This window comes from Corallococcus sp. AB030 (assembly GCF_003668965.1).
Lineage (GTDB): Bacteria > Myxococcota > Myxococcia > Myxococcales > Myxococcaceae > Corallococcus > Corallococcus exiguus.
Genome location: NZ_RAWQ01000012.1, coordinates 18,736 through 42,118 on the forward strand (window position 1 = coordinate 18,736; position 23,383 = coordinate 42,118).

The 23,383-nt window shown below is 68.5% G+C and carries 21 protein-coding genes; 8 read left to right on the forward strand and 13 right to left on the reverse strand.

Going from position 1 to position 23,383, the window contains the following annotated elements; genetic code table 11:
• Position 1 precedes the first annotated feature (1 nt).
• From D7Y15_RS05015 to D7Y15_RS05045, 6 genes are all read right to left on the reverse strand, one after another.
• Positions 2-871, reverse strand: coding sequence for an endonuclease/exonuclease/phosphatase family protein (locus tag D7Y15_RS05015; protein WP_233604833.1), 870 nt, complete (start codon positions 869-871; stop codon positions 2-4).
• Between the two features lie 36 nt (positions 872-907).
• Complete coding sequence (locus tag D7Y15_RS05020) at positions 908-1,150, reverse strand: hypothetical protein (RefSeq protein WP_121751849.1); 243 nt, start codon at positions 1,148-1,150, stop codon at positions 908-910.
• Positions 1,151-1,567: 417 nt separating this feature from the next.
• Positions 1,568-3,424, reverse strand: a complete 1,857-nt coding sequence (locus tag D7Y15_RS05030; protein ID WP_121751851.1) for a M9 family metallopeptidase — start codon at positions 3,422-3,424, stop codon at positions 1,568-1,570.
• A 104-nt stretch (positions 3,425-3,528) separates the two neighbouring features.
• A complete protein-coding gene (locus tag D7Y15_RS05035) occupies positions 3,529-4,680 on the reverse strand; it encodes a TIGR03118 family protein (protein ID WP_121751852.1) in 1,152 nt (383 codons plus the stop codon).
• Between the two features lie 157 nt (positions 4,681-4,837).
• Positions 4,838-5,599, reverse strand: a complete 762-nt coding sequence (locus tag D7Y15_RS05040; RefSeq protein ID WP_148712690.1) for a hypothetical protein — start codon at positions 5,597-5,599, stop codon at positions 4,838-4,840.
• A 111-nt stretch (positions 5,600-5,710) separates the two neighbouring features.
• A complete protein-coding gene (locus D7Y15_RS05045) occupies positions 5,711-6,826 on the reverse strand; it encodes a sterol desaturase family protein (protein ID WP_233596672.1) in 1,116 nt (371 codons plus the stop codon).
• Positions 6,827-6,951: 125 nt separating this feature from the next.
• On the opposite strand from D7Y15_RS05045, the gene D7Y15_RS05050 reads away from it, so the two are divergent.
• Positions 6,952-7,386 (forward strand): hypothetical protein, encoded by a 435-nt coding sequence (locus D7Y15_RS05050; protein ID WP_120574897.1) that lies wholly within the window; start codon positions 6,952-6,954, stop codon positions 7,384-7,386.
• Positions 7,370-7,726, forward strand: a complete 357-nt coding sequence (locus D7Y15_RS05055) for a hypothetical protein (protein ID WP_121751854.1) — start codon at positions 7,370-7,372, stop codon at positions 7,724-7,726. Before D7Y15_RS05050 ends, D7Y15_RS05055 begins: the two co-directional genes overlap by 17 nt.
• Before the next feature lie 10 nt (positions 7,727-7,736).
• Here D7Y15_RS05055 and D7Y15_RS45570 read toward each other — a convergent pair whose 3' ends face one another.
• Positions 7,737-7,964: a helix-turn-helix domain-containing protein gene (locus D7Y15_RS45570; protein WP_233596667.1), complete on the reverse strand. Its 228-nt coding sequence runs from the start codon at positions 7,962-7,964 to the stop codon at positions 7,737-7,739.
• A 98-nt stretch (positions 7,965-8,062) separates the two neighbouring features.
• Here D7Y15_RS45570 and D7Y15_RS05065 point away from each other — a divergent pair, with 98 nt between their 5' ends.
• Complete coding sequence (locus tag D7Y15_RS05065; RefSeq protein WP_121751855.1) at positions 8,063-8,413, forward strand: PaaI family thioesterase; 351 nt, start codon at positions 8,063-8,065, stop codon at positions 8,411-8,413.
• A gap of 78 nt (positions 8,414-8,491) precedes the next feature.
• On the forward strand, positions 8,492-8,809 hold the full coding sequence (locus D7Y15_RS05070) for a hypothetical protein (protein ID WP_121751856.1): 318 nt from the start codon (positions 8,492-8,494) through the stop codon (positions 8,807-8,809).
• Positions 8,810-8,847: 38 nt separating this feature from the next.
• On the opposite strand, the gene D7Y15_RS05075 is transcribed toward D7Y15_RS05070, so the two are convergent.
• The 3 genes from D7Y15_RS05075 to D7Y15_RS05085 form a co-directional block, all read right to left on the reverse strand.
• A complete protein-coding gene (locus tag D7Y15_RS05075) occupies positions 8,848-12,063 on the reverse strand; it encodes a type 2 lanthipeptide synthetase LanM family protein (RefSeq protein WP_121751857.1) in 3,216 nt (1,071 codons plus the stop codon).
• A gap of 116 nt (positions 12,064-12,179) precedes the next feature.
• Positions 12,180-12,407: a mersacidin/lichenicidin family type 2 lantibiotic gene (locus tag D7Y15_RS05080; RefSeq protein ID WP_199745882.1), complete on the reverse strand. Its 228-nt coding sequence runs from the start codon at positions 12,405-12,407 to the stop codon at positions 12,180-12,182.
• A gap of 187 nt (positions 12,408-12,594) precedes the next feature.
• On the reverse strand, positions 12,595-13,158 hold the full coding sequence (locus D7Y15_RS05085) for a hypothetical protein (RefSeq protein WP_148712691.1): 564 nt from the start codon (positions 13,156-13,158) through the stop codon (positions 12,595-12,597).
• Positions 13,159-13,262: 104 nt separating this feature from the next.
• On the opposite strand from D7Y15_RS05085, the gene D7Y15_RS05090 reads away from it, so the two are divergent.
• Entirely contained in the window at positions 13,263-14,189 is a 927-nt protein-coding gene (locus tag D7Y15_RS05090) for an RluA family pseudouridine synthase (RefSeq protein ID WP_121751859.1), read from the forward strand.
• Between the two features lie 19 nt (positions 14,190-14,208).
• Here D7Y15_RS05090 and D7Y15_RS05095 read toward each other — a convergent pair whose 3' ends face one another.
• Positions 14,209-14,940, reverse strand: a complete 732-nt coding sequence (locus D7Y15_RS05095; protein ID WP_233604832.1) for a hypothetical protein — start codon at positions 14,938-14,940, stop codon at positions 14,209-14,211.
• A 401-nt stretch (positions 14,941-15,341) separates the two neighbouring features.
• Here D7Y15_RS05095 and D7Y15_RS05100 point away from each other — a divergent pair, with 401 nt between their 5' ends.
• From D7Y15_RS05100 to D7Y15_RS05110, 3 genes are read left to right on the forward strand one after another with little or no spacing between them, the layout of a single operon-like run.
• Complete coding sequence (locus D7Y15_RS05100; RefSeq protein ID WP_120574891.1) at positions 15,342-16,283, forward strand: efflux RND transporter periplasmic adaptor subunit; 942 nt, start codon at positions 15,342-15,344, stop codon at positions 16,281-16,283.
• Entirely contained in the window at positions 16,280-17,227 is a 948-nt protein-coding gene (locus tag D7Y15_RS05105) for an HlyD family efflux transporter periplasmic adaptor subunit (protein ID WP_120574890.1), read from the forward strand. The genes D7Y15_RS05100 and D7Y15_RS05105 overlap by 4 nt, the downstream gene beginning before the upstream one ends.
• Entirely contained in the window at positions 17,217-19,415 is a 2,199-nt protein-coding gene (locus D7Y15_RS05110; protein ID WP_120574889.1) for a peptidase domain-containing ABC transporter, read from the forward strand. Before D7Y15_RS05105 ends, D7Y15_RS05110 begins: the two co-directional genes overlap by 11 nt.
• Here the strand turns inward: D7Y15_RS05110 and D7Y15_RS05115 are convergent.
• Both D7Y15_RS05115 and D7Y15_RS05120 read right to left on the reverse strand, forming a co-directional pair.
• The gene (locus tag D7Y15_RS05115; RefSeq protein WP_121751860.1) at positions 19,412-21,553 is read right to left on the reverse strand and encodes a M28 family peptidase; all 2,142 of its coding nucleotides are present in this window, start codon (positions 21,551-21,553) and stop codon (positions 19,412-19,414) included. The genes D7Y15_RS05110 and D7Y15_RS05115 overlap by 4 nt on opposite strands.
• Before the next feature lie 249 nt (positions 21,554-21,802).
• Complete coding sequence (locus D7Y15_RS05120; protein ID WP_121751861.1) at positions 21,803-23,314, reverse strand: ABC transporter substrate-binding protein; 1,512 nt, start codon at positions 23,312-23,314, stop codon at positions 21,803-21,805.
• Between the last annotated feature and the right edge of the window lie 69 nt (positions 23,315-23,383).

Sequence of the window (23,383 nt, forward strand, 5' to 3'; positions counted from 1 at the left end):
CTCAGTTCGTCACCTTGGCCGTGCCCATGAGCGCGCGGTGATCGGAGCACGTCTCTCCGCGCAGGGTGGCCTCGATGTTGTTCCTCCCCGTCCAGTTGTACGAGAAGAACACGTAGTCGAGCTTCGAGTTCCACGGCTGGTTGCAGGCCGGGCTGTACTGACGTTTGGTCTCGCGGGGCGCCTTGAAGTCCGCGTCGATGAACGGGTCACCGTTGCCCAGGTGGTTCAACGTCTGGATGACGGGCGAGCTGGGCGCCGCGTTGAAGTCTCCGCCGACGATGACCCGGTAGCCCGAGTTCATCCAGCTGGTCGCCCAGGAGCGGATTGTATTGGCTTGAGCCAGCCGCGTGTTGTCGTCCGGGCCCGAGCCAGCGATGAGATGGGTGCTGCAAGCCCGGAAGGCCCGGCCCTGCTTGGTGAAGTCGATGCAGATCATCCCGTGGCCTGAGTTCCCGGGGAGGTCGAGGTTGTATTGCACGGAGGGGCCGTACTCCGTCCGCACGGCGATCAGGTTGCCGTGGTTGAGCGCCCCGCCGACGCCCCCACAAGCCGCCTTGTACTTGGTGGGGTAGAACGCGGCCCAATAGCCCCGGGGATGGTTGGCGTTCCAGAACGCACTTGCCTGCGTCTGGCAGACCTCCTGGAGGGCGACCACGTCGGGTTGATTGGCGCCGCCCATCAAGGAGTTCACCAGGTCGATGGCGCCCGTGCCGCCCCCGTAGGCGAGCTCTCCCGCGATGTTGTGGCTGATCGCGACGATGTAGCCGGGGTTGACCAACGCAGCCGACTCCTGCGCCTCGCGGGACTCGGCCGGGGCCGAAGCCTCGCTCGCCAGCGCGACGAAGGGGGCACACAACAATCCCATCAGCATCTGCTTCACGTGGACTCCTCCTGGGAATGTGCGGGTTCAGACGTCAAGGCAGGGCAGCCCGGCCTGGCGTGGGGCGCAGATGCCCATGTTGGGGTCCAGGGGCTGGACGGCGCAGCATTCGCCGTCTGGCGACCACGGGTTTTCACACTGAAGGGAGTTGGTGCAGAACCGGGGCGCCTGGGACACGGGCCCCGTGCCCTGGAAGGACAGCGCGAAGCCACTGCTCGCCGAGAGAAGAAACACCGCCGCGACGAGCAGGGGCTGCTTCGACAACTTCATGGCGAAACCTCCGACGCAATAGGGATGTTTCACCAATACTCGCATCTCAAGATGTTCTAGGCAACCGCGTAAAACGCGAAGAGAGCGGGCCTTCAGACGGAATGCGTCACGCGCGGGAGGATGGGGCTCCGCGCGGTCAATACTTCAAGAAGCCATAGGCCTTGCATCTCACGAGCGGGGCCGTCGAGGCGGCGAGCGTGTACGGCGTCTCGGCTGTAACGGCGAACTCAGCGCTCGCCAGGACTTCGTCTTCAGGGGGCGCATCGTCGGCGGCGCAGCCGCAGCCGGGGAAGACGAGCGCAAGGGTGGCACTCCTCAATCGATTCATGGCGTTCAGATTACACCCTCGCGCAACGGCTCACCCCGTGGATGGCTCCCGGGTGGCCTTGAGTCCAACCGGGAGCCCGCCCGGTCACGTCAGGGCGTCCTGTCGAAGTGGGCCTCCAGCTTCACGTCCGAGTAGGGCGTGCGGGCCACGAGCATGAGGTAGTAGTAGGCGCCAGTGGTGGGGGAGGGGACTTCCACCGTCTCGTCATTGCCTGGGAGATAGGGCCGGTAGTCATACACGGTCTGCGAGGGCCAGGTGCCGCCGCGGACATACAGGTCCGCGTTGCCCGTGCCGCCGCTTGCCACGAAGCGCAGGTTGCGCGCGCCGGGAGGCACATAGAGATAGAAGTAGAGCAGCGTGCCGGTGGAGGCCAACGGGCCCCGGTAGCAGTTGTTGTCGAGCTGCTGGGGGTTGGACGCCGTGCAGGCAGGAGTCGGCCCGGGGCCGGAGCCAGGGGGCACGCAGACACTCGGGTCCGCGGCCCTCGCGACGCAGTCAATCCACTGGTGGAACTCCGTGTCGTTCGCCGTGCCCAGCGCATCCAGGGACTGGCGATAGTGGGTGTAATTGCCCGCGCGGAACTGGTTGAGGAAGGTGTCCACCTGGTCCGCGTGCCGCTCGAACATGAACCGCGTGGACAGATAGCCCCACGAGTACACGCGGTCGGCGCTGCTGCTGTAGTTGTTGCGCAGGACCTCGCTGAGCTGGAAGGCCTTGCTCTTGCCCAGCGTCACCGCGCTGGCGTTGTCGTTCTTCTTGGAGATGTATTCGGCCAGGCCCTCGAACCACCAGACGGTGGGCTGGCTGGTGCTCGTGTTGAAGTCACCCTTCATGTTGTAGCGGCCATCCAGGTAATGGACGTATTCGTGGCGCAGGTTCCAGACTTCGAAGGTGGGCCGCAGCCACTCCGCCTCGTAGGAGATGAAGCGGGCCTGGTTGCCGGAGGCGGCGGGGTCCCCTTCCAGGTACATGCCGCCATTGTTGGTATTGATGCCAAACAGCACGCCAGCGTAGTTCTGATAGTCGAGGCTGCTGTCGAAGATGATCACCTCCAGGGACGTGTTGTTGTCGTTGGCCACCGGCACGCGGTTCGTCTTCAGCGTGTCGTGGAAGTACGTCTCCTGCGTGGCGAGCTGGTCGCAGCTCTGCGTGAGCTGTGTCGCCGTCATGTGCTGCGCGCGCATGCGCAGGGTGGCTCCACAGGTGTGGGTGATGCCGAGCACCGTCTGTTCCACCGTCCGGCGGAAGTCGCAGGTGCCGTAGTACGCGCAATTGGCTTTGTCGTAGAAGTCGACCATCTCCGCCGCGCCCACCCAGAGGCCCGCCGAGGGACCTGTCATCGAGTGGTTGTCGATGACCGCCTTCACCTTGGGGCGCGTCAGGGGCTGGAGCGGTCCGGAGTGTCTGAGGAAGCGGGCCAGTTCGCGCGCCGCGTTGACGGTGAGGTACTGGTTGGAGGTGCCCAGCAGGTGTTCGGTGCGGGTGATGAAGGACTCGAGCGACTGGAGGATGGACGTGTCCGCCTGCACGGCCGCCAGGAAGGCCGCGTTGGAATGGCTCCGGTAGAGGACCTGGTAGACGCTGTTGGTGGCGCCGCTCATGTAATAGGACGCCTCGGTGGAGGCGTTGAAGCGGTCCAGCAGGCCCCGGAGCGTGCCCAGGTGCTGGGCTGCCTCCACCGCGCTGTCGATGAGGATGACGAACTCCCGCAGCACCGCGCCGTGTGCGTCGTTGACGTCCGTGAAATGGGTATTGGCGACGAAGGCCGCGAGGGCCGGACGGATGGCGTCGCGCAGCGAGGCGCCGTAGCTGCCCACCGTGCCTGACTGGTAGAACTGGACGTAGTAGCCAGCGCGCAGGAACAGGATGAGCTGGAGTGTCTGCGCGGAGTTGTTGCCCGCGTACTGCTGGGCGCTGACGGTGAGCGCGTTGGCGATGGTGACCATCCGAGGGATGGGGGCCCCGTTGATGCGAAAGAAAAAGGGACGCGCCCGGGGCAGACTTCCCCGAGCGCATCCCTGGAGTGTTCCCTGCTTCGACCGCGCGCGGCTCAGCGCGTGGGACGGGAGGGGACGCGGGTCGCGCCCGGGGTGGCCACGTCCAGCCGGCCGTACAGGCCCTGGCTCTCCTCCGCCGGACCCGCGGTGAAGAACAGCGTGCGGGTGGGCTGGTTCATGAGGCCGTTGCCGAACGCGAGCGCCCAGAGGCCGTCGATGACGATCGGCTTCCCGTTGGTGCCCTGGAGCTGGGCATCCAGGGTGCCCGTCACGGTGTCGAAGGCGTTGATGGTGCCGTCGCCAAAGTTGCCCACCAGCAGGCGCCCGGCGAACCGCCCGAAGCTGGCCGGCGCCACGGCCATGCCCCACGGCGCGTTCAGGCTGCCCGCGGAGATGAGCCGGCGGATCAGGTTCCCGTTTGAATCGAAGACGTTGACGTAGCCCAGGCCCGCGCCGTGCACGTCGTCCTTGCGCTCATCGTCCTGCTGCGCATAGCTCACGTAGAGGTCGCCGTTGATGTTCTGGATGCCGAACGGCGCGAAGCCGGCAGGCAGGTTCGGGTCCGTGAAGTTCCCGCTCAGCGTGGCGGGCGCGAAATTGCTGTCGAAGACGTCCACCTTTCCGTTGTGGAAGTCGGTCGCGTAGAGATAGGCGGCGGTGCCATTGTTCGCCAGGGCGACGCCCTTGTAGATCGCGTTGCTGCCGGAGTTGTCCACCGTGAGGATGGCATTGGCTGGGGCCGCCAGCGGAGACCAGCCAGCCACGACGCCCTGCTCCGTCACGAAGATGAAGCGAGCAGCCCCACTGGCGCTTCCCGAGGTGACCACGAAGCCCTCGGAGCCGTTGAAGACGACGCCCGTGGGGCTCGACGGAGCCGTGGCTCCCGTGGGCACCGGGATGGTGACCACGAGCGACTGCGCGTTCCCATCGCCGTCATAGAGGGTTGACACCCCTGTTCCGTTGTCGGCGACCCAGGCGGCGCCGAACGGGTTGAAGGCAAGCCCCCAGCTGTTGATCAGATTGGGATCCGGATGCTCCGCGGCCACGCTGCCATCGGAGACAAGGTTCCTCTGGGTGTACGTGTTGGGAAGCCCGCCCGGTGCCTGGGCGATTGCCGCTCCAGGCAGCGCCACCACGGCAAGCGACAATCCAAGCACATATCCCCCACACCGCCGCCCCAGTTCGCGAATCGACGTTGTCTTCATGATTCCCCCCTTGAGCTATCGCGCTGCTGTGACCTTCTCGTCTGGCTGAAACCTGAGAAGAGGGGCACTCCGCCGCAACAGGCCCTTTTGAGCAGGGAAATGACCGCCAGTGCTTATTGCCCGGCTTCCAACGCGTCATCCGACCCCGGGCCGGGTGCTATCCGCCGCGGCCTACGTTGCTCACCGTGGCCGCGTGACACGCGAGCAGGTCCGGGATGTTGCTGTGGACGCTTGAAGCAATCTTGCCGTGGAACTGCTGCCACCGGGTCGGCGGCACATGGAAGATGCGCGGGTCGCCGCCGGTGGACTGGTCGTAGAGGATGGCGCCCACCTCTCCCGCTCCGTAGGGAGGCGCCCCGCCGACACCGTCGAAGTCCCAGATCTCCCGCAGGTACCGGGACAGGCCGGGGGCTCGTGCCCGGATGTTCCGCATCAGGCCACGGCCAAAGCTGAAGTCGGAGAGCACGACGTCCTTCAGCACCACGGGAAAGGGGTCGGTGCGTTGCAGCGCTTCCGCCCTCACCTCCGTCAGGATGTCCAGGACGATGTCCTTCCAGTTCGCACCGAAGAGGCCCGTGCTCGAGTACGACGCGTTGTTGAAGAAGGGGACGATCGCGACCTGGTCGGAGCCGGCGATGGCGAACTGGGCCCCCATCATCTGCGCGTAGCGGAACAGGCGCGGCCACGAACCCGCGCGCGTCGGGTAGTCCCGGTCCGTCATCCCGGCGGTCCCCGGGCTGGGGTGACAGAAGATGTTCACGGAATCGAAGGACTGGATGCCCTTGCGAAAGCTCACGCCAAACCAGTTCGGCGCCTCGGCACCCTCGATCTCGAAGGACATGACGTGCACCGCGAACTTCTTGAACAGGAACTCAAGAGGCGTGCTCGCGTGACTGTTGCCCACGCTCAACGGAGACACGACGTGTCGTGCGTCCTCGATGAGGCCGGTCCCGCCGTGCTTGACGTCCCCCGCCGTGAGCGCGGGAAACGGCTTGGAGATCAGCTTGTATTTTCCCAGGGTGGTCGTGGGCTACCCGTAGGGCGTCTCTTCATGGCGCTTGAACGGGTATGCCAGCTGGCCCAGGTAGGTCTCCGGCGGCTGGAACTTCGTGGTGCCGTACTTCGAGGGCCAGTGGGACGGCATGTGCGCGGTGCCGAAGATGACGTCGATGAATGACAGGAAGACAGCGAAGTTCTTGTCGATGCCTTCGTCATCGGACGTGTGGTGCCAGTGGTGGAACTCCGGCGTCGCGAAGATCCAGCGCAGGTACGGCCAGCGGTGGTTGACGTTGGCGTGGATGTACACCGCGTGGAAGGACACGAACACGAGGTAGCCGTAGATGGCGGACGGGTGGAAGCCCAGCAGGAACACCGGCACGAAGCCCGCGAAGCGGTTGACCAGGATGTCCACCAGGTGGCTGCGCGAGCTGGCCAGCCAGTCCATCTGCAGCGTCGAGTGGTGGATGGCGTGGAAGCTCCACATCCACCCGACGGTGTGGAAGGCCCGGTGCACCCAGTAGCTCACCAGGTCGATGACCAGCAGGATTTCGAAGAACTGCAACCAGATGGGCTGCGCGGCGACGTGCGCCTGGAAGTCGAGCTTCACGGCCCAGGACAGGAACACCTGCACGGGGATGAGCACCGCGAAGGAGATGAGCTGCACGCCCACGTGGCTGACGAAGAAGTGCTTGAGGTCGGTCTGCCAGCCGACGCGGAAGATCTTCTGTTCGTTCAGCGCCCACAGTCGCTCCATGGGGATGAACACCAGCCCCAGCACCAGCAGGTCCAACGCGAAGAAGTCCAGGCCCGCGCTCATCGAGCGCTGCGTGTGAGTCAGGGGCTCCGCCTCGCTGCCTCCCAGAAGCAACGCCACCAGCGCCAGCACCATGGCGATGCCGCCGTGCGCCTTGGAGCGCAGGGTCATCACGCTGAAGGTGCCCAGCAGGAAGGTGGCGATGATGGACACCTGGAGGATGCCCCGGAAGATCTCCAGGTGCTCCACGTAGAAGGCCCGGCCATCGTTGGACACGAGCACGTGAGGGAACAGGAAGCAGAACTCAGCGACCACGCAGAGCACGCCCAACAACCCGCCGGTGACACCGGCGCGTTTGCCCAGGTCGATGCGCCGGGCGGGAGCAAGAAGCATTTCCAAGGAAGACCGTCCAGAAGGAGTGCGGCGAGGCATGAGCCTACACCACCCGGGTGGCGGCGCAGGCCCTCCGGCGGACTCGCGCGTTGCTGTTCGCATCCCAATGCGTCAAGAGGGGCGGCATGGACCTCACGCTGCGGGACGAAGTGAACAGGCTCCTTTCGCCCGACATGAACATCACGGGTCTGGGTGACGTCAGCGTGGATTGGCAGTCGCAGGGCGCCGGAGTCCAGGCCCGCTTTCCGGACCTCCACGGAATCAGGCAGGAGATCAGCTACATGTCCCTGTCAGAGGCGAAGCAGGCGGGAATCACCCTGTATGGTGATGCCTCGTTTTCCATCGACGCATACCCGGTGGAGCGCTTTCAAGGCTTCGCGCATTTCGTGGCCGCGGTGATTGTCCAGGAGGTCCGCCGAAGTCACTGCCTGCAAGCTCCTGTCGACTGGCAACGAGCAGTTGTATGCGCTGGATTGCAGTGGCCGCTACGGCACCCTCTTCTTGCAGACGTCGTAGGCCCCTGCTGCCTGCTATCGTGGACGCATGAAGACCGTGGATGAATGGAAGGCAACGCTGCGGGCCGCGATGAAGGAGGCCCTGCGCAACCGGAACGCGCCCGCTTCGGCGGTGCTTCGGGAAACGCTCGCCGCCATCGACAATGCCGAGGCGCCCGACGTGAGCGTCGCTCCTGCTCCGGTCTCTGGCGGCATCGCCGGTGGCGTGAGTGGGCTCGGCAGTGGAGAGGTGGCCCGGTTGCTGTTGTCGCCGGAGGCGGTGGATGCGCTCGTCCAGCGTGAAATCCAGGAGCGTCGCGACGCGGTGGCGCTCTACACCCGACTTGGCAAGCATGAAGAGGCCCGGACGCTCCAGGCGCAAGTGGATGTGCTGCTGGCGCTTTGAGCGCTGCCGGTCAGCCAGCGGAGCCCCTGGATGACTCGCGGTAGGCGGCCGGCGTCTGCTCGTGGTGCCGCCTGAAGAGCGCGGTGAACGTGGCGGCGTCCTCGTAGCCCACCCGGTGAGCAACCTGTGAGACGGCTTCGTCGCTGGCGTTCAGCAACTCCCGCGCCCGAGCCAGACGGACCTCCGTGAGGTACGCCAACAGCGTTCGCCCTGTCGCTTCCATGTCTCGCGCGGTCACGAGCCTACCCGTGACAGAGATGCGCAGGTCGCTCGTCCAGTCGACCCCGGGATACTGATGCCGGCAGCGTCCAGGCTGGCCCAGTGGGTCGTGGCCGTATGGCCATGGAGCAGGCCTGTCTCCGCGAGCTGGTGGAGCGCGGTCCAGGGACCGCTCGCGTCCGCCTCCCGGTGTCCTCTCGCCGGTTGAACGGGCTTGGGACGCCGCACGGCGCCTTGATCTTCGCGCTGGCCGACATCGCTTTCGCCACGGCTTGCAACTCGCATGGCCAGACAGCCATCGGCATCCAGGCCAACATCACGTACCTGACCGCGGCGAATGACAGTCCCCTGGAGGCGACAGCCCGCGAGCTTTCACGCGGCAGGAAGCTGGCCACGTATGAAGTGCGCGTGCTCGACTCCGGGGAGCGGCAGGTCGCGGCCTTCCAGGCGACTGCGTATCTGAGGTGAAGAGGTGACCCCGGCTGGAGTTGGGATGAACGAACGTGCGAGATTCATCCGGAACTCCTTTCACGAGGTGAGGACCCCATGAAGCAACTGCTGGCAGTGGCTGCGTTCCTGGCGTCGGGTCTGGTTGCGTGCGGAGGCGATTCCAGGCTGGAAGGCACCGGGAACGAAGTCCGGCAGCCTTCGGTGGTCTCGGATTCAGGCGGTTCCGTGACGGCGAGCGCCTGCACCCAGCATTACATCCCCAGGCTCACCACCTATTGGACCTCACTCCCCATGCAAGCCGATGGGCAGGTCGGTGAGTGCGAGCTGGATGCGTCCTGCTATCCCACCTGCTGGGGCGTGGAGAGCGCCTATCCCGTCTATAGCGACTACTTCTACTGCACGCATTGTCCCTGAGGCCCTCGCTCCCGCTGCACAGCGCGGGAGCGTTTGGCCTACCTCGCCTGGGCGCGTGGAGGCTGCAACGCCAGCACGGACGGCACGAAGTCGGGCGCGGCCAGGCGCAGGAGCCCCATCCCGATGCCGGCAAGTCCCAGCATCAATCCTGGCGCCTCGGTGAACCTCGGCAGGCCGCAACGCCACGCTCCGTCCCGGCCCTGAGCCAGCACCCGCGCGGCGCGCGAGCGCGCGGTCTCTTTCCAGGCCTCGTCGCCCAGCACCTCTCCCGCCAGGTGCAGCACCTCCAGGTTGCCCACGTCCCCGTGGCACAGGCTGTGGCTGCCGCCGAAGCCTTCCCGCTGCACTGTGGCGAGCCCCGCGCGAAGCTCGTCGCGCAGCCGCGCATCGTCCAGGTGGCGCAGCGACAGCAGCCGGGCCAGTGCTCCGCCCGCGGCTCCGTTGCACCAGGCCGTCATGAAGCCACCGGGCACCAGCGGCTCGCCTTCCTTCGACGTGCGCAAATCCTTCCAGTTGCCGCGCTCCGGGACGAACAGGGCCCGTTCGAAGGCCAATCCCTGGCGTGCGGCCTCCCGGTAGCGCTCGTCGCCGGTGAGCGTGGCCAATTCCAGCAGGGCCCAGACGAAGCCGGCCGCGCCGTGGGCCAGACCCGTGAGCGCGCGCCCGGCCGCGGGCACCACCCACGCGCGTCCACCGTGTTCGGAGTCGCTCGCTGTCTGGAGCATCCGGTCCCCGCACTTGCGCGCCAGCCGGAGCGCCTCCTCGCTGCCGGTCTGTTGGTGGAGCCGCGTCAGCGCCAGCGCGGTCCCCGCGACGCCCGCGACCAGATCCAGCGCCGTGTCCGCGTCGATCTTCGCCTCCAGCGAACCCAGGCCCGCGTGGACCTCGTCCAGCATCGCGGTGTCGCCCAGCGCCACGGCCAGATGGCTGAGGACGTAGATGTTCGCCGCGCGCCCCGTGAACACCCCCACGCCGGAAGGGTCCTGGGACGCGGGCGCGCGCCACTGCTCGCGTACTGGCACGGACGCCCTGCGCGCCAGCGCAGCGAAGTCCTCCCGGCCTGTCACCGCCGCCAGGTAGCCGTAGAAGAGCGCCACGCCCCCCACGCCGTCGAAGAGGTCCGTGCGCAGGGGAGTGAGCCCCCAGCGACGGCGCTCCAGGTCCTGGATGCCCACGCCAATCCAGCCGACGTCGTGGGCGCCCTGGATGGCTCGGGCCGCCAGCAGCTCGCCCAACTGCACCGCGCCGGCCAGGCACGCCTCGGCCGTGGCGGGCGGGGGCAGGGCATCCCCGGCGGCAGTGCCCGACGCGCGAGGCGACACGGTCTCCTGCTCCCGATCGAGCGTCACCAGCGACTGGCGGATCAGCGCCACCTGGCCGGCGCAGTCCTCGGGGCCCAGGTCTTCCAGCAACTGGCGCGAGCCCTCCAGGCCGGCGCGCGGCAGGTGATCCGGGATGCAGCGCCCCCGGCTGTCCCAGACGTGGCGGGACCCCGGTCGCGCCGTGAAGACGGGCACGTCCCCCAGCCGGAGGTCTTCGTGCTCGGAGGGCGTCAGCGTCGCCAGCGAAGGGCGCACGCGGACCTCCGCCCACAGCTTGTCGAGCAGCTGATCCCGGTCGAGCGCGTCGCGCAGGAAGTCCGGGTGCAGGCCCTCCTGGAGAAGGAAGCCGTAGCGCATCGTCGCCCGCGCGATGTGGCGCACCTCCACGTCGCGGAACCCCTCGAGTGTCCGCGCTACCTCCTCGCGATGCTGGAGAAGCAACGCGTAGGTCTCCTGGAAGCCCTCCTCGATGCACGCCCCGAACGCAGTGACGTCCACGGGCTGGCCCTCGAGCAGCGGGCGGTTGTGGGCCGCCGCCGTGGTCGGCTGTCGACGGACGACGTGCAGGGTGTCCCGAGCGCGGTCCTCCAGCATGGGCGCGGCGTGGGGGAAGAGCTGACCAGCCTCGCCGCCCAGGCCGCTCAGCTCCACGCCGGCCCGGCCCTCCCTGCCGAACATGAGCGTGGGCAGCAGGCCGCTGCTGAGCACGGACCGCTCCAGGAAGCGCGCGGCGCGGGACACCGCCGTGTCGTCAGCGCGCGGGGCGGGCAGTTGGTGGAAGAGCCCCTCCAGGTCCACCAGGACGGGGAACTCCCCGGCGGCGAGGAGATTTCCGGAGTGCAGGTCCACTCCGCGCAGCAGATACAGCAGCGCCAGGTGGCTGCCCTGCCGCCAATAGAAGCGCGCCACGGCGTCGCGGTCGACGCACCCGCCGGTCTCGACGTGCTCCACCCAGCCATGCGACTCGCGCGTCAGCACCTTCAGCCTGCGGTGCGGATGGCGCAGGCCCCAGCGCTCCAACTGTTCCAGCAGGTCCTGGTAGCGGGCCTCGACCTCCAGCGACCGCGGCTTGTAGACAACCCGCAGGCCGGAGCGAAACGTCAGCAGCGCCACGCTGCGGCCCTCGCGGTGCGGATCTCCCGCGCCGGTGCGCGCCTCCACGAGCGGCCCCGGATCCACGTCCGCGCCGAGCACGGCCACCAGGGACTCCCGGTCCTCCGCCAGGTGTGTCAGCAGCTCCAGGCTCGTCTGGATCCACCGCTCCAGGGACGTCACCAGGAGCCGCGCCAGCACCGGGTACTCCTCCAGGAACGCGGCGAGCCGGCCCGGGGCCTCCAGGTGGTGCAGCGCGAAGTGCTCGAAGCGCGCCTGGGGTGTTTCGCCCCGCAGTTCGCCGCGCAGCCGGGCCACGTTGAGCTCCAGCACCAGCGACCGGGTCGCGGTCTGCATCAGCCGCTGCTCCAGCGCGTCCACGAGCCAGGCTTCGGCGCGCGCGTCCAGCAATGCATCGGCGGCCAGGACGCTCCGGGCGGCCAGCGCATCAACGCCAGCCCGCAGCAGGCGCAGTCCCAGTTGGAGGAACCGGCGCGTCAGTGCGGGTACTCGCATTCGTGGACCCGGATCCACGGGGGAGGGGAGGGCGACGTCGGCCGCGCGGTCCGACAGCACCTCTTCCAGGAGCGGCAGCCACGTCAGGGCTTCCGGCCGCGTCGTGCTTCCCGCGAGCCTGCGCACGAAGGACGCCGCGTCCAGCCCTGCTCCGCGAAGCCGTTCATCGAAGGACGCCTCATCCCCCAGCGTGCTGCGCCGCCACGCCTGGAGGCGCGACTCGGCTTGCTGGAGCGACGGGGCGGAAGGGTCCTCTCCCGCGGCCTCCCGCTCATGGAGGAAGGCAGCCCGCTCCCACGCACCCATCTTCGAGCCCTCTCGCATGTGCGCCCTGCACGTCCGTCTGGACTTGGAAAAAGACAGGCGCGAGGACCGGAGCCCCCGCGCCTCGAGTGGAACGGGACGACTCCCCGTGGGAGCCGCCCGTCACACACCGTCCATCAGCACAGGGAGAACGTCAGGTTGGTGCAGATGTACTCACAGGAGTTGGTGGCGGTGAAACCGACGTCGATCCTGCCGCCGACCACGTCCATCAGCTCGGTCTCGCTCAGCTCGTTCAGCGTCGCGCCAGAGGGGTTCGCGGGCAGCTGGGTGCGCTGCTCGGCGGTGAGGCTCTCGCGGAACGACGGGTCCTTCCAGGCGCGGATGATCATGTCGGGGGTCATCATGTTGAGCCGCCTCCTTTTTTGACGGCCCACCCAGGCTAGCCCGCGAACTCCGGCTGCTTCAAACGTCCGCGGCCTTTTCATGTATCACCGGGTGATGCCGGTGTGAGTCGCGGGCGCCCCATTTTCCCTGGCGCGTGGGAGGGAAATCACGCGTGGTGAAGAGACATGCGCCGAGACCCCTCCAGGACTACGGCTCGGGTGGGGCTTCGGGGGCTTTCTGCATCGACTCACGTGCGCGAACCCGCTCCTCGCGCTGCTTCTCGACCAGCGCTCGCGCTTTCTCCTTCTGAGGCTCCTCCAGGAGTGCTTCGACCTCGCTGTACGCCGCTGTCTCGTTGGCCTCCATCGCCTGGAGCAGGAGCTGTTGCCGCTTCAGCGCTTCCTCGCTCACGGGTTCGGGAGGTTGGGCCGGCGGCCTGTACGGAGGCCGGCCTCCCCGGCCCGCGGGGCCGACCCTGACAGGCATGGCTCCCGGCGCCGGATTGCCTCCCATGGGGGGAGTCCAGATGGCCCGGAGCTCTTCACGCAGGGGCCTGTTGGTCACGGCCAGCGCTTCGTCCCGCTGTCCTATCTTGATCAACTGGTCGGTGCTCAGCCCCAGCTCCTGATAGTTCTCGAGCAGCAACGCGAGGGGCGACTCGAAGAGGATCCTCGGGGGCGGCTGCCTTCGCTGCTCCACCGGGGGGGACGATGCGCAGGCAGTAACAAGGGTCACCAGCAACAACCATGGCGCGAGATGACGCGGCGACATCTGTCCTCCTTGGGGCGTGTGCCTTCTCTCTATTTTGATATCGCGTCCCATGGAAGGACCACGAGGTCCTGGTGTCCGCAGCACTGACGTAGAGTGCACGGGTGATGTCCCAGCCTGACGACTCCTCCGGCCTGAATGACGGCTACGTGTACCGCGAGCGGATTGGCGCCGCCTCCGTGGGGCGCACCACGCTCGCCCACCTGTCGGACAAGTACCGGCACTCCACCGAGGAGGAGTGGCGTGCGCGCTTCGTGCGTGGCGAGGTGCGACTGGACGGCCTCATCGCGACCGGCGACGAGGTGCTGCGGGCCCACCAGGAGCTCTGCTGGCACCGGCCGCCCTGGCGGGAACCGGAGGCGCCCGAAAGCTTCGAGTTGGTGTACGAGGACGCTTCGCTGCTCGCGGTCATCAAGCCGAGCGGGCTGCCGACGCTGCCCTCCGGCGGCTTCCTCAAGCGCACGCTGCTCTCGCTCGTGCGGCTGCGCTGGCCGGAGGCGTCCGCGCTGCACCGGCTGGGGCGGGCGACCTCGGGGCTGGTGCTCTTCTCCCGCACGCATGAAGCCGCCGCGAAGCTCTCAGGCAACTGGCGCGAGGGCGACGTGGAGAAGCGCTACCGGGCGCTCTCGGACGGGGTCGCGGCGCAGGAGTCCTATGACATCCACACGCCCATCGGGCTGGTGCCGCACCCCGTGCTGGGGGCGGTGCACGGGGCGACCGCGAAGGGCAAGCCGTCACACAGCCGCGCGGAGGTCCTGGAGCGGCGTGAAGGGCAGACCCTCTTCGAGGTGCGCATCCACACGGGCCGCCCCGAGCAGATCCGCATCCACCTGGCGGCCATCGGTCATCCGCTCACGGGAGATCCGATGTTCGCCTCGGGAGGTCTGCCCCGCGAGCACGCGCCCGGCCTGCCCGGAGATGGAGGCTACCTGCTCCACGCGGAGACGCTCGCGTTCACGCACCCCATGACGGCGGAGCGCCTGCGGCTGTACGCCCCACCTCCGGCCGCGTTGAGGATGGCGTCGGAAGCCTGAGCCCCCACACGCAATGGCCTCAGTAGGAGCCCCAGCGCGAAGGCAGGGGGCCACTCCATTGCGTCTTGAGCCCCGGAGTCGTCAACGGCGCGGTGCCACTGATGCGCATGATGCTGGAGCTCTCGTTGAGGCTGGACCAGTCCGCGGCGATGTTGCGGCAGTAGCGGTCTTTCGCGAAGCCGGTGGTCATGTCGTGGATGCAGGGGGTGGCATCCCAGACGCGGTCCGCTTGAAGGCGATGGACGGCGGCGACGATGGTCAAGGGCATCTCTCCAGAGGCTCGAACGAAGGGAACGCCATCGACAGGCACGCCCTTCGACGACAGCAGCTCGAAAGCCTTGCCGGAGTAGCTCAGCGTGCCAGGCATGCTGAAGTCCCAGGCACTGGCGCTGAAGGGCGCGGTCTGTCCACAGGATGCCGCGTTGCTGGGAGCGTCGGTGCAGGCGCCGCCGAGGTGAAGCACCAGCACTGCGCCCGTCTCCACCGTGTAGCCCTGGGGAAAGGTGAAGGCGAAGTCGGAGTTGGTGAGCTCCTGGAGGGAGATACCGGTCAGCGTCCCGCCGGTGACGGCCACCAGTTCGATGAGGTCCTGCGGGGCGTCTGGGTTGATCTCGGTGATGCGAAGCGAGGCTTCCGGCGGAGGCTCACCGCCATCCAGGGTGCCCGTATCCGAGTCCCCGGCATCCGGAGCGCCCGCGTCGCCGGAGCCCGCGTCGCCGGAGCCCGCGTCGTCGGACGTGCCTGCGTCCACGCCCGAGTCACCCGCACCTGCATCTGGCGAGGACGCCTGAACGCAGCGTTCCTCAACGCAGACGATGTCGGGGCCCCGGGACGCACAGTCCGCTGTTTCCGTGCACTCTGGGTCGGAGCAGGCGGAGACAAGCGGGAGCAGGGCAAGGGCTACGAGTCTCGGGCGGAGCATGGGGAGGACCTGGATGCGCGGTGGGGGGAGCGCGCTGAACATAGAAGAAATGGCAGCGCTGTTGGGGAGGGGAGCGCTGGCCCGGCTCCTGGCCGCCCGCCCCCTGGAGATGGAAAGTGGCGTCGCGCCCCGCCGAAGTACAATGCGGCACTGGTTACGACTCGCCTCCCCGTCCTTCGATCCTGCCCCTTTGAGCCCGTGCGAGCCGCCCCCCGCATGACTTCTGTGTGATGTCACGACGCACGACATGGATGATGGGCCTGGGCGCCCTGGTCTTCCTGGGGGCGCTCCTGCTCATCCGGTGGCACGGCGGCCGTGGAGCCTCGGCCGTGGCCCGGCCGGGAGCGGCTGTCTCACAGGAACTCGTGCCCCGCGTGATGGAGCCTGCGTCCCGCCGTGAGGGCTTCCTGGGCGTCATCGTCGCCAGCGGCAGCGTGGACGTGGCCGCCAGGCTGGAAGGCTCCCTCGAACGCGTGAACGCGCAGGTCGGAGACACCGTGCGCCAGGGCGCGGTCCTCGCCCAGCTGGACACGCGGGCCCTCCAGCGCGAGTTGGCGGTGGCGCAGGCGTCGCTCCAGGCAGGGGAGGCGGAGCAGCACATCGCCTCCATCGCGCTCACGGAGATGCAGGAGCGGCTCCAGCGCCGCTCCGACCCGCAGCAGCGCGCCCTGGGGGCCCTCTCCGAGGAGGAGCTGGCCACCGCACGCTTCCAGGAGCAGACCGCCGTGGCCCGCCTGCGCGCCGCGGAGGCGATGGTGGCGGAGCGCAAGGCGCGCGTGGCGCAGATTGCCCAGAAGATCTCCGATGCCTCCGTCCTCGCGCCTTTCGACGGGCAGGTCGCGAACCGCTACCTCGACACCGGGGCGATGGTGGCTCCCGGCCGCGCCGTCTTCCACCTCATCCGCTCCGGAGCACAGCAGGTGCGCTTCGCCATTCCGGAGGACCAGGCGGCGAGCCTTTCCGTGGGCACGCGGCTGTCCGTGGAGGTGCCGTCCCTGGGGCAGGTCCTGGAGGGGAGGGTGGAGAACCTGGCACCGGAAGTAGACGCGGCCTCGCGCATGCTCCTGGCCATCGCGAGCGTGCCGCGCGAGGGCCATGCTCCGGTGCCCTCGGGTGTCGTGGTGCGGGTGTTCGTCCAGAAGGACGCCGCTTCCCAGGCGGTCACGCCATGACGTCCAGGCCGAGCCCGTATCGCAAGGAGGCGCTGGAGTACCGGCAGCGGGCCCACGCGGAGTCCGGGGGCGACCTCTTGCGGATCAGCCCCGCGTGGACCCGGTGGGCCTACTGGGTGCTGGTGGGCGCGCTGGCCTGTTCGCTGCTCTTCTTCTGCGTGGGCACGCTCTTCGAATACGCGGCGGGCCCCGCGCTCATCCGCGTGGAGGGCAAGACGGACCTGACGGTCGCGTTCTCCGGCGTGGTGCTGACGGTGGACGTGCAGCCCGGCCAGCGCGTCGTCGCGGGCCAGCCGCTGGTGCACTTCGCGTCCGAACAGGAGCAGGGGACCCTGGCGCGCATCTCCCGCGAGTTCGAACTGCAACTCGTCCGCTACCTGCGCGACCCCTCGGATGAAGGGGCACGCCAGGCGCTCACGGGCCTCAGGGCCGAGCGCGAACTGGCCCAGGCCCGGCTGGAGGAGCGCACGCTGCGAGCACCCCACGCGGGCGTCGTCGGGGATCTGCGGTTGCAGCCCGGCCAGTACATCCCCTCTGGCATGCGCGCGCTGTCGCTCCTGGGGGACGACGCGACGGTGGTGGTGCTGGGCTTCCTGCCGGGCCAATACCGTCCGCTGCTCGTGCCGGGCATGGACCTGCGCCTGGAGCTGCAGGGCTTCGCCTACGAGTACCGCGACCTCGTCATCGAGTCCGTGGGTGATCAGATCATCGGGCCCGCGGAGGCGCGGCGCTTCCTGGGCTCGGAGCTGGGGGACGCCATTCCCTTGGAGGGAGCGCTGGTGCTCGTGCGCGCGCGGTTGCCGCTGCGGACGTTCGTCCGCGAGGGACGGACCTTCAACTACTACGACGGCATGCCGGCGCGGGCAGAGGCGCGGGTGAAGTCGGAGAGCATCCTGCTCACGCTCGTTCCCGGACTGAAGGAGTTGCTGCCCCATGGCGGATGAATCCGGACGGGGGCTCGTGGAGCGCTTCCCCGCGCTGCGGAGGCTCCAGGCGGCGGCGCGCGGGCAGCGCATCCCGGAAGTGCGGCAGATGACGCCGGCGGAGTGCGGCCTCGCCTGTCTGGCCATGGTGCTGGGCTTCCATGGCCGGAGCGTGGGACTGGACGAGCTGCGGCGCGTGATGGGCACCTCCCAGGACGGGCTCGCGGCGGCGCACCTGCTGACGGCGGGACGCGCCTTCGGCCTGAGGGGGCGGGGCGTCTCCGTCGACCTGGACGGAGTGCCCTTCCTGCCCGAGGCGTCGGTCCTCCACTGGAAGTTCACCCACTATGTCGTCCTGGAGCGGTGGGCCTCCGACGGGGTGCACATCGTCGACCCGGCGCAGGGCCGGCGCTTCGTGACCCTAGAGCAGTTCCGGCAGTTCTTCACCGGCGTGGCGCTGCTCTTCGAACCCGGCGAAGGCTTCGTGCGAGCCCCGGGCAAACCCAAGCGCAGGTCGCGCTACGTGGAGAAGTTCGCGCGCCAATCCCAGACGCTCACGCGGGTGTTCGTCCTGTCGTTGATGTTGCAGGTCCTGACGCTCTCCATCCCCCTGCTGACCGGCCTGGTGGTGGACCGCGTCGTTCCCCGGGGCGACTACCACCTGCTGCTGGTCCTGGGCGTGGGGCTGGGCGCGCTGGTGTGCTTCCACCTGCTGACCTCGCTGGTGCGCAGCCACCTGTTGCTGGAGCTGCGCACGCGGGTGGATTCGGACATGACGCTCGGGTTCCTCGAGCACCTGGTGTCGCTGGCGTATCCCTTCTTCCAGGCGCGCGCCGCGGGCGACCTGATGGCGCGCCTCAACGTCACCGCCACCGTGCGCGAGGTGCTCTCCTCCAGCCTCGTGTCCACGCTGCTGGATGGCCTGCTGGTGGTGCTCTACTTCGTCATCCTGACCGTGGCGAGCCCCGGAACGGCCCTGCTGGTGGGCGCCCTGGGCGCGTTGCAGGTGCTGGTGTTCGAGGTGTCCCGGCGCCAGCAGCGCAGCCTGCTCGCGCGCAACCTGGAGCTGGAGGCGCGCAACCAGAGCTACCAGATTGAAATGCTGACGGGGATGCAGACGCTGAAGGCCTTCGGCGCGGAGCACCGCGCCGTGCAGCACTACTCCAGCCTCTTCGTGGACGTGCTCAACGTCTCCCTGGCCCGAGGCCGGCTGACCGCCTGGGTGGACGCGCTCTCCGGCACGCTGAAGTTGAGCGCGCCGCTGCTGCTGCTCTGCATGGGCGCGCTCCAGGTCCTGGAGGGTCGGATGAGCCTGGGGACGATGTTGAGCCTCAACGCGCTGGCCGTGGCCCTGCTCACGCCCCTGGCGAACCTGGTGGCCACGATGGGGCAGCTGCAGCTGGTGGGCAGCTACATCGAGCGGATCGATGACGTGCTGGACACCCCGGTGGAGCGCGATCCGGCGCGGCCGGAGGCGAGCGCGGAGCTGCAGGGACGGATTGAAATGGAGCGCGTCTCGTTCCGCTTCGGCACCCTGGCGCCGATGATCGTCCAGGACATGTCCGTGCGCATCGAGCCCGGGCAGTTGGTGGCGATTGTCGGGCGCTCCGGCGCGGGGAAGAGCACGCTCGCGAACCTGCTGCTGGGGCTCTACCTGCCCACGGGAGGACGGGTGCTCTACGACGGAGTCGACCTGGAGCAGCTGTCCTTGAGCGCGGTGCGGGAGCAGGTGGGAATCGTCCTGCAGGAGCCCTCCTTCTTCGGAGCGACGCTGCGCGCGAACATCGCGCTCGGCGACCCTTCAGCGCCCCCGGAGCGCATCGTCGGCGCGGCGAAGCAGGCGCAGATCCACGATGAAATCATGGCCATGCCGCTCCAGTACGACACGCCGCTGGCGGACAGGGGAATGTCCCTGTCCGGAGGCCAGCGGCAGCGGCTGGCCCTGGCCCGCGCCCTGGTGCGCGACCCGAAAATCCTCCTCCTGGATGAAGCGACCAGCGCCCTGGACTCCGTCACGGAGCACCGGGTCCAGGACGCGCTGGCTTCACTGAACTGCACGCGCATCGTCATCGCGCACCGGTTGAGCACCATCCGCAAGGCGGACCTCATCCTGGTGATGGAGGACGGGCGCATCGTCGAGCAGGGGCGCCATGAGACGCTCGTGCAAGGGGATGGCGCCTACGCCCGGCTGGTGTCAGCCCAGCTCTAGCGTCCGCGCGTCATGATGCCGCCCTGCTCCAGCAGCCCGAACAACTCCAGCAGGGACTCCACGGGAAAGACATAGCCATACTCGGCATGGGCCGCGTCGCGGATGTCCGCCACGGAGCGCTTGCCGTCGGCGTAGCTCGCGAGCGCATCCGCCAGTTGGTAGAAGCGCAGCTCGCTCTCCCCCTGTTCGCGCAGGGCCGTGGACGCGGTGTTCATGGCTGCCTTCACAGTTTCCACCCGGGCCTTGGATTCGGGGGGCGCGCTGCGCTCCAGGTCATCGAACGACGCGAGCTCCTGGCCCTTCACGCGACGCGGAACGAAGGCCCGTGCCTTGCGCTCGGCTTCGCCAGGTGAGGGCTCCTTCAGGGACACGCCGCGCGCCTTCCCGTCCGCATCCAGGCGCTTCAGGGCCTGGGATTCAGCGGTCTCCAGCGCCTGGACCATCGCCTTCACCGGTTCGGCGGGCGCGCCCAGGGCCAGGCAGGAGCGCAGGGCGTCGCGTTCGCGCTGGTAGCCCGCGCGCACCCCTGCTCGGGCCAGACGGGCGAAGCCGGGCACCTGCGCGGCGGGCGTCGAGGCCAGCTCGCGGCGGGCCCGGAACTCGTCCTCCGCCACGCGCTTCGCGCCGTGCACCGCCACCAGGCGCGAGAGCTCCAGGGCGCCCATGCCTTCGGCCCACGCGGCCACGGTGATGCCGGCCAGGCCCGCGAACGCCGCGCGGTGCAGCTGGGTAGGGTCCACGTTCTCCGGCCGGTCGCCGCTGGTGTGGTAGGCGTCATCGGGCCACGTGGAGTAGGCGACGCCCGGGATGCCGTGGTCGTTGAAGAGCTGGTGATCCGAACCCCGGCCGTAGCGCTCCATGTGCGCATCCATCGGGTCCTGCGAGCCGGTCACCGAACCGATGCGGAAGTCCTTCCTCGGCGGGTAGGCCACCCCGTTGAAGCGGTTCATGAAGGCGACCGTGGACTCAGACACCGCGTTCACGAAGCTGCCATTCCAGTCCGGCGTATAGGAGACCTGGAAGCGCGAGTGGACGCGGGTCATGCTGGCGCCGAGCATGTCGAAGTTGAACTGCGCCACCCGCCGCACCGGATCCGCGCCGTGGTGTGAGAACCAGTCGCGGGTGCCCTCGAACTCCGGCAGCCACAGCACGCGCAGGGTTCGCACCGGCTGGGGCAGCACGCCCTTGCGGATGAGCGTGGTGTACGTGCGCACCAGCTCCAGCACCGTGGCGGAGCCGGAGGCGTTGTCGTCGGCCCCGGGCTTGTAGTGGTCCAGGTGGGCGGTGAGGACGACCTCCTCTCCCGCGAGCGTCCCGGGAATGACGCCGCTGACGATGCTGAGGTGTCCCATGGGCGCTTGCGTGGCGACGCTCACGTCCACCTTCACCGGCCCCTCCCGCAGCTGGGCGCGCAGCTCACGCCCCTGCCGGTCGGACACCATGAACAGGAAGGGCGTCCGCGCGCCCTGCGGCATCAGGCTCCGGGGGACAGCGGCCCAGCCCACCTGATCCGGGAAGTCACCGTCCATGCGGTGGGGCGCGTTCCACGGCGGCGTCGAGTAGGACGAGACCACGCCCACTGCGCCCAGCTTCACCACGGCGTTACGCAGCGCGGACGTGGGGTGCCCCCGGGTGAGCACCACCTTGCCCTTCAGGTCCTTGCCCGCGTACTCCGCGTCCTGGGTGCCCGTGCCCACGTCGACCAGCTCCAGGTCCGTGCCCTCGAAGCTGCCGCTGCCGGTCGCCAGGGCCATGGGCAGGTCGGCGTAGGACGTCACGCGGTACCGGTGGCGACCGGCCACCCACAGCTCGCCGCGCGTGGCCCGCCACTGGGGGCCGTCCTTCATGGCCTCCAAACGGACGGCCTGGAGCCCCGCGGCCTCGGCGGCGGTCTTCGTCCAGGCGGCTGCCTCCGAGTAGCCATCGAGGCTGTCCCTCGCGATGAGGGACAGCCGCTGCACGCCGTCATGGATCCGGTCGCCCGAACTCTCCTGGATGAGGGCGCGCACCACGTCGTCCCGAAGCACCAGTCCGGTGGTGGGAGAGATGGGCCCCAACGGGGACGCGGGAGTCTGGGCGGAGGCGCTGAGTGAGACAGACAGCGCGAGGAGGGCGAAGGGCAATGGGCGGAATGTCATGGGGTGTCTCGGGAAAAACTAGCACCAGCTCCACGGAGTCACGTCCCCGGATTCAGCCTCAACCGACAACCCTTGCGTTCCATCCGCTTCGAAGCGGGAGAGAAGATCGGTGCATACGGCTCGGGTTGGAACGCGAGCGTGACCCTCAGTGGCTACGAGTTCTGATTCGACTTCCGCCACTGGGGCCCGCGGCTCATTGGCTCGTGGGGAAGGAGGGAGCGGGCTCCCTCCTTCCCTGGACTTCAGTGGCTACGGGCTGAACGTGCCAGTCAGCACGCTGGCGCGGGCTCGGGGCAGGGCGCGCTTGAACGGGCTCGTCGCGAGGTCCGAGCCGGGCTGGTACCAGCTCTGGATTTCAGCGAAGTACGTCTGGCCCGACAGCAACACGCCCGGGGGCAGGTACACGCTCTGGAGATCCGTGTGCAGCGCCGCCACGCGCGTCGCGGTGGTGGAACCGTTGCTCGTGCCCAGCCGGAAGATGTTCACCACGTAGTTCGTGGCCGTGCCTACCAGCGGCTTCGACCAGCGCAGCGAGGCGTCAGTCCCCACGCCCGTGAGGTTCTGGAACGCACCTCGCGTATTCACCAGGGGCGCCTGCACCGGTCCGACGAGGGGCTGCACGGGCGCGGCGGTGAATGCGCTTGCCTCCTGATCCACGCGGATGTCCACGCCCATGGTGTAGGGCGTCGCGGTTCCCAGCGCGTAGCTCTTCGTGAAGCCCGCGGCGGCGAGCGCCACCTTCTGCCACGTCGCCGGGAGCGCGTTGTTGTACGTCATGCTCCCCGTGACGATGTCGGTCCGCTGCGTATCAGGATTGAGCTTCACGAGCAGTGGCTGCCCGCTGATGGACGCGAGCGCCGTGCCCAGCGCGGCCGGCCGGGCGGACATCCAGATCTCGTTGTACGTGCTGACCGCGCCCGGGTTCACCTGGGTGCGCATGGCTTCGAAGGCCGAGCGTCTCCAGTCCACCGCGAAGGTGCCTGTCGCGGTGGGCTGGGTGAAGGTTCCGCTGACGGAGGCGGGCTGGCCCTCCACCTGCGTGATGCTCGCGTCGAGCACCTTGTGCATCGCGCGGTAGGGCACTCCATTCGCGCTCGTCTGCCACCGCATCTGTACCAGCGAAAACACATCCCCGAGGCCGCTGTCGAGCAGCACCGGGTTGAGCATGTCGGAGTAATCGAAGCTCAGCCCGGAGAGCGACGTGGCGCCCGCCAGGGGGAACCCCGTGACGCCGCCGTTGACGTAGCCGAACGCGCCCGCGTTCAACGAATACACCTCCAGGTAGTCCCCCGGCTGCCAGGGAGACAGGCCGGTGGCGGACACCGTCACGGGAGTGGGCAGCGAGACGAAGGTGCCATCACGGCCCCACTCCGTGGAGCCCAGGTCGAACGTGCGGCCGGTGCTCACCAGGTAGCGCGAGCCCAGCTTCAGGTAGATGCGGCCGGAAGGGACGTTCGGCACGGAGAGGGTGCCGTCCGCGGAGCCCGTGCCCGGGTAGGCCGTGAACGCCCCGGTGGTGGAGTCCCGCGTGTATGCCACCACCGACGTGGCGGACTGGTCGTACGGCTTCGTCTCGTTGCCCGACGTGGCGACGAAGGTGACCGGGCTGGTCCCGGTGACCTGGGTGATCAGTCCCTGGGTGAGCTGGGAGGTCGTGTCCGCGGACACGGCGGAGTCCACCGCCTCGGCCTCGTCGAGACCCGCGCATCCAACGCCGGTCATGCCGACCAGAAGCCCGAGGGAAACCAATGACATATTCATTGTGGAGGGAGCCCTTTCGGCGGCGCCCAGAATGGCGCCGCGCAGGGAGATAGATACCGCGCCGGTCTG

Coding starts and splice junctions, on each gene's coding strand:
- D7Y15_RS05110 (WP_120574889.1), top strand. CDS start 17,217: ATGGCGGATGAATCCGGACGGGGGCTCGTGGAGCGCTTCCCCGCGCTG.
- D7Y15_RS05015 (WP_233604833.1), bottom strand. CDS start 871: ATGCTGATGGGATTGTTGTGTGCCCCCTTCGTCGCGCTGGCGAGCGAG.
- D7Y15_RS05045 (WP_233596672.1), bottom strand. CDS start 6,826: ATGCTTCTTGCTCCCGCCCGGCGCATCGACCTGGGCAAACGCGCCGGT.
- D7Y15_RS05020 (WP_121751849.1), bottom strand. CDS start 1,150: ATGAAGTTGTCGAAGCAGCCCCTGCTCGTCGCGGCGGTGTTTCTTCTC.
- D7Y15_RS05065 (WP_121751855.1), top strand. CDS start 8,063: ATGGCCATGGAGCAGGCCTGTCTCCGCGAGCTGGTGGAGCGCGGTCCA.
- D7Y15_RS05085 (WP_148712691.1), bottom strand. CDS start 13,158: ATGTCGCCGCGTCATCTCGCGCCATGGTTGTTGCTGGTGACCCTTGTT.
- D7Y15_RS05070 (WP_121751856.1), top strand. CDS start 8,492: ATGAAGCAACTGCTGGCAGTGGCTGCGTTCCTGGCGTCGGGTCTGGTT.
- D7Y15_RS05115 (WP_121751860.1), bottom strand. CDS start 21,553: ATGACATTCCGCCCATTGCCCTTCGCCCTCCTCGCGCTGTCTGTCTCA.
- D7Y15_RS05080 (WP_199745882.1), bottom strand. CDS start 12,407: ATGATGACCCCCGACATGATCATCCGCGCCTGGAAGGACCCGTCGTTC.
- D7Y15_RS05100 (WP_120574891.1), top strand. CDS start 15,342: ATGTCACGACGCACGACATGGATGATGGGCCTGGGCGCCCTGGTCTTC.
- D7Y15_RS05035 (WP_121751852.1), bottom strand. CDS start 4,680: ATGAAGACAACGTCGATTCGCGAACTGGGGCGGCGGTGTGGGGGATAT.
- D7Y15_RS05075 (WP_121751857.1), bottom strand. CDS start 12,063: ATGCGAGAGGGCTCGAAGATGGGTGCGTGGGAGCGGGCTGCCTTCCTC.
- D7Y15_RS05050 (WP_120574897.1), top strand. CDS start 6,952: ATGGACCTCACGCTGCGGGACGAAGTGAACAGGCTCCTTTCGCCCGAC.
- D7Y15_RS05090 (WP_121751859.1), top strand. CDS start 13,263: ATGTCCCAGCCTGACGACTCCTCCGGCCTGAATGACGGCTACGTGTAC.
- D7Y15_RS05120 (WP_121751861.1), bottom strand. CDS start 23,314: ATGAATATGTCATTGGTTTCCCTCGGGCTTCTGGTCGGCATGACCGGC.
- D7Y15_RS05055 (WP_121751854.1), top strand. CDS start 7,370: ATGAAGACCGTGGATGAATGGAAGGCAACGCTGCGGGCCGCGATGAAG.
- D7Y15_RS05030 (WP_121751851.1), bottom strand. CDS start 3,424: ATGGTCACCATCGCCAACGCGCTCACCGTCAGCGCCCAGCAGTACGCG.
- D7Y15_RS05105 (WP_120574890.1), top strand. CDS start 16,280: ATGACGTCCAGGCCGAGCCCGTATCGCAAGGAGGCGCTGGAGTACCGG.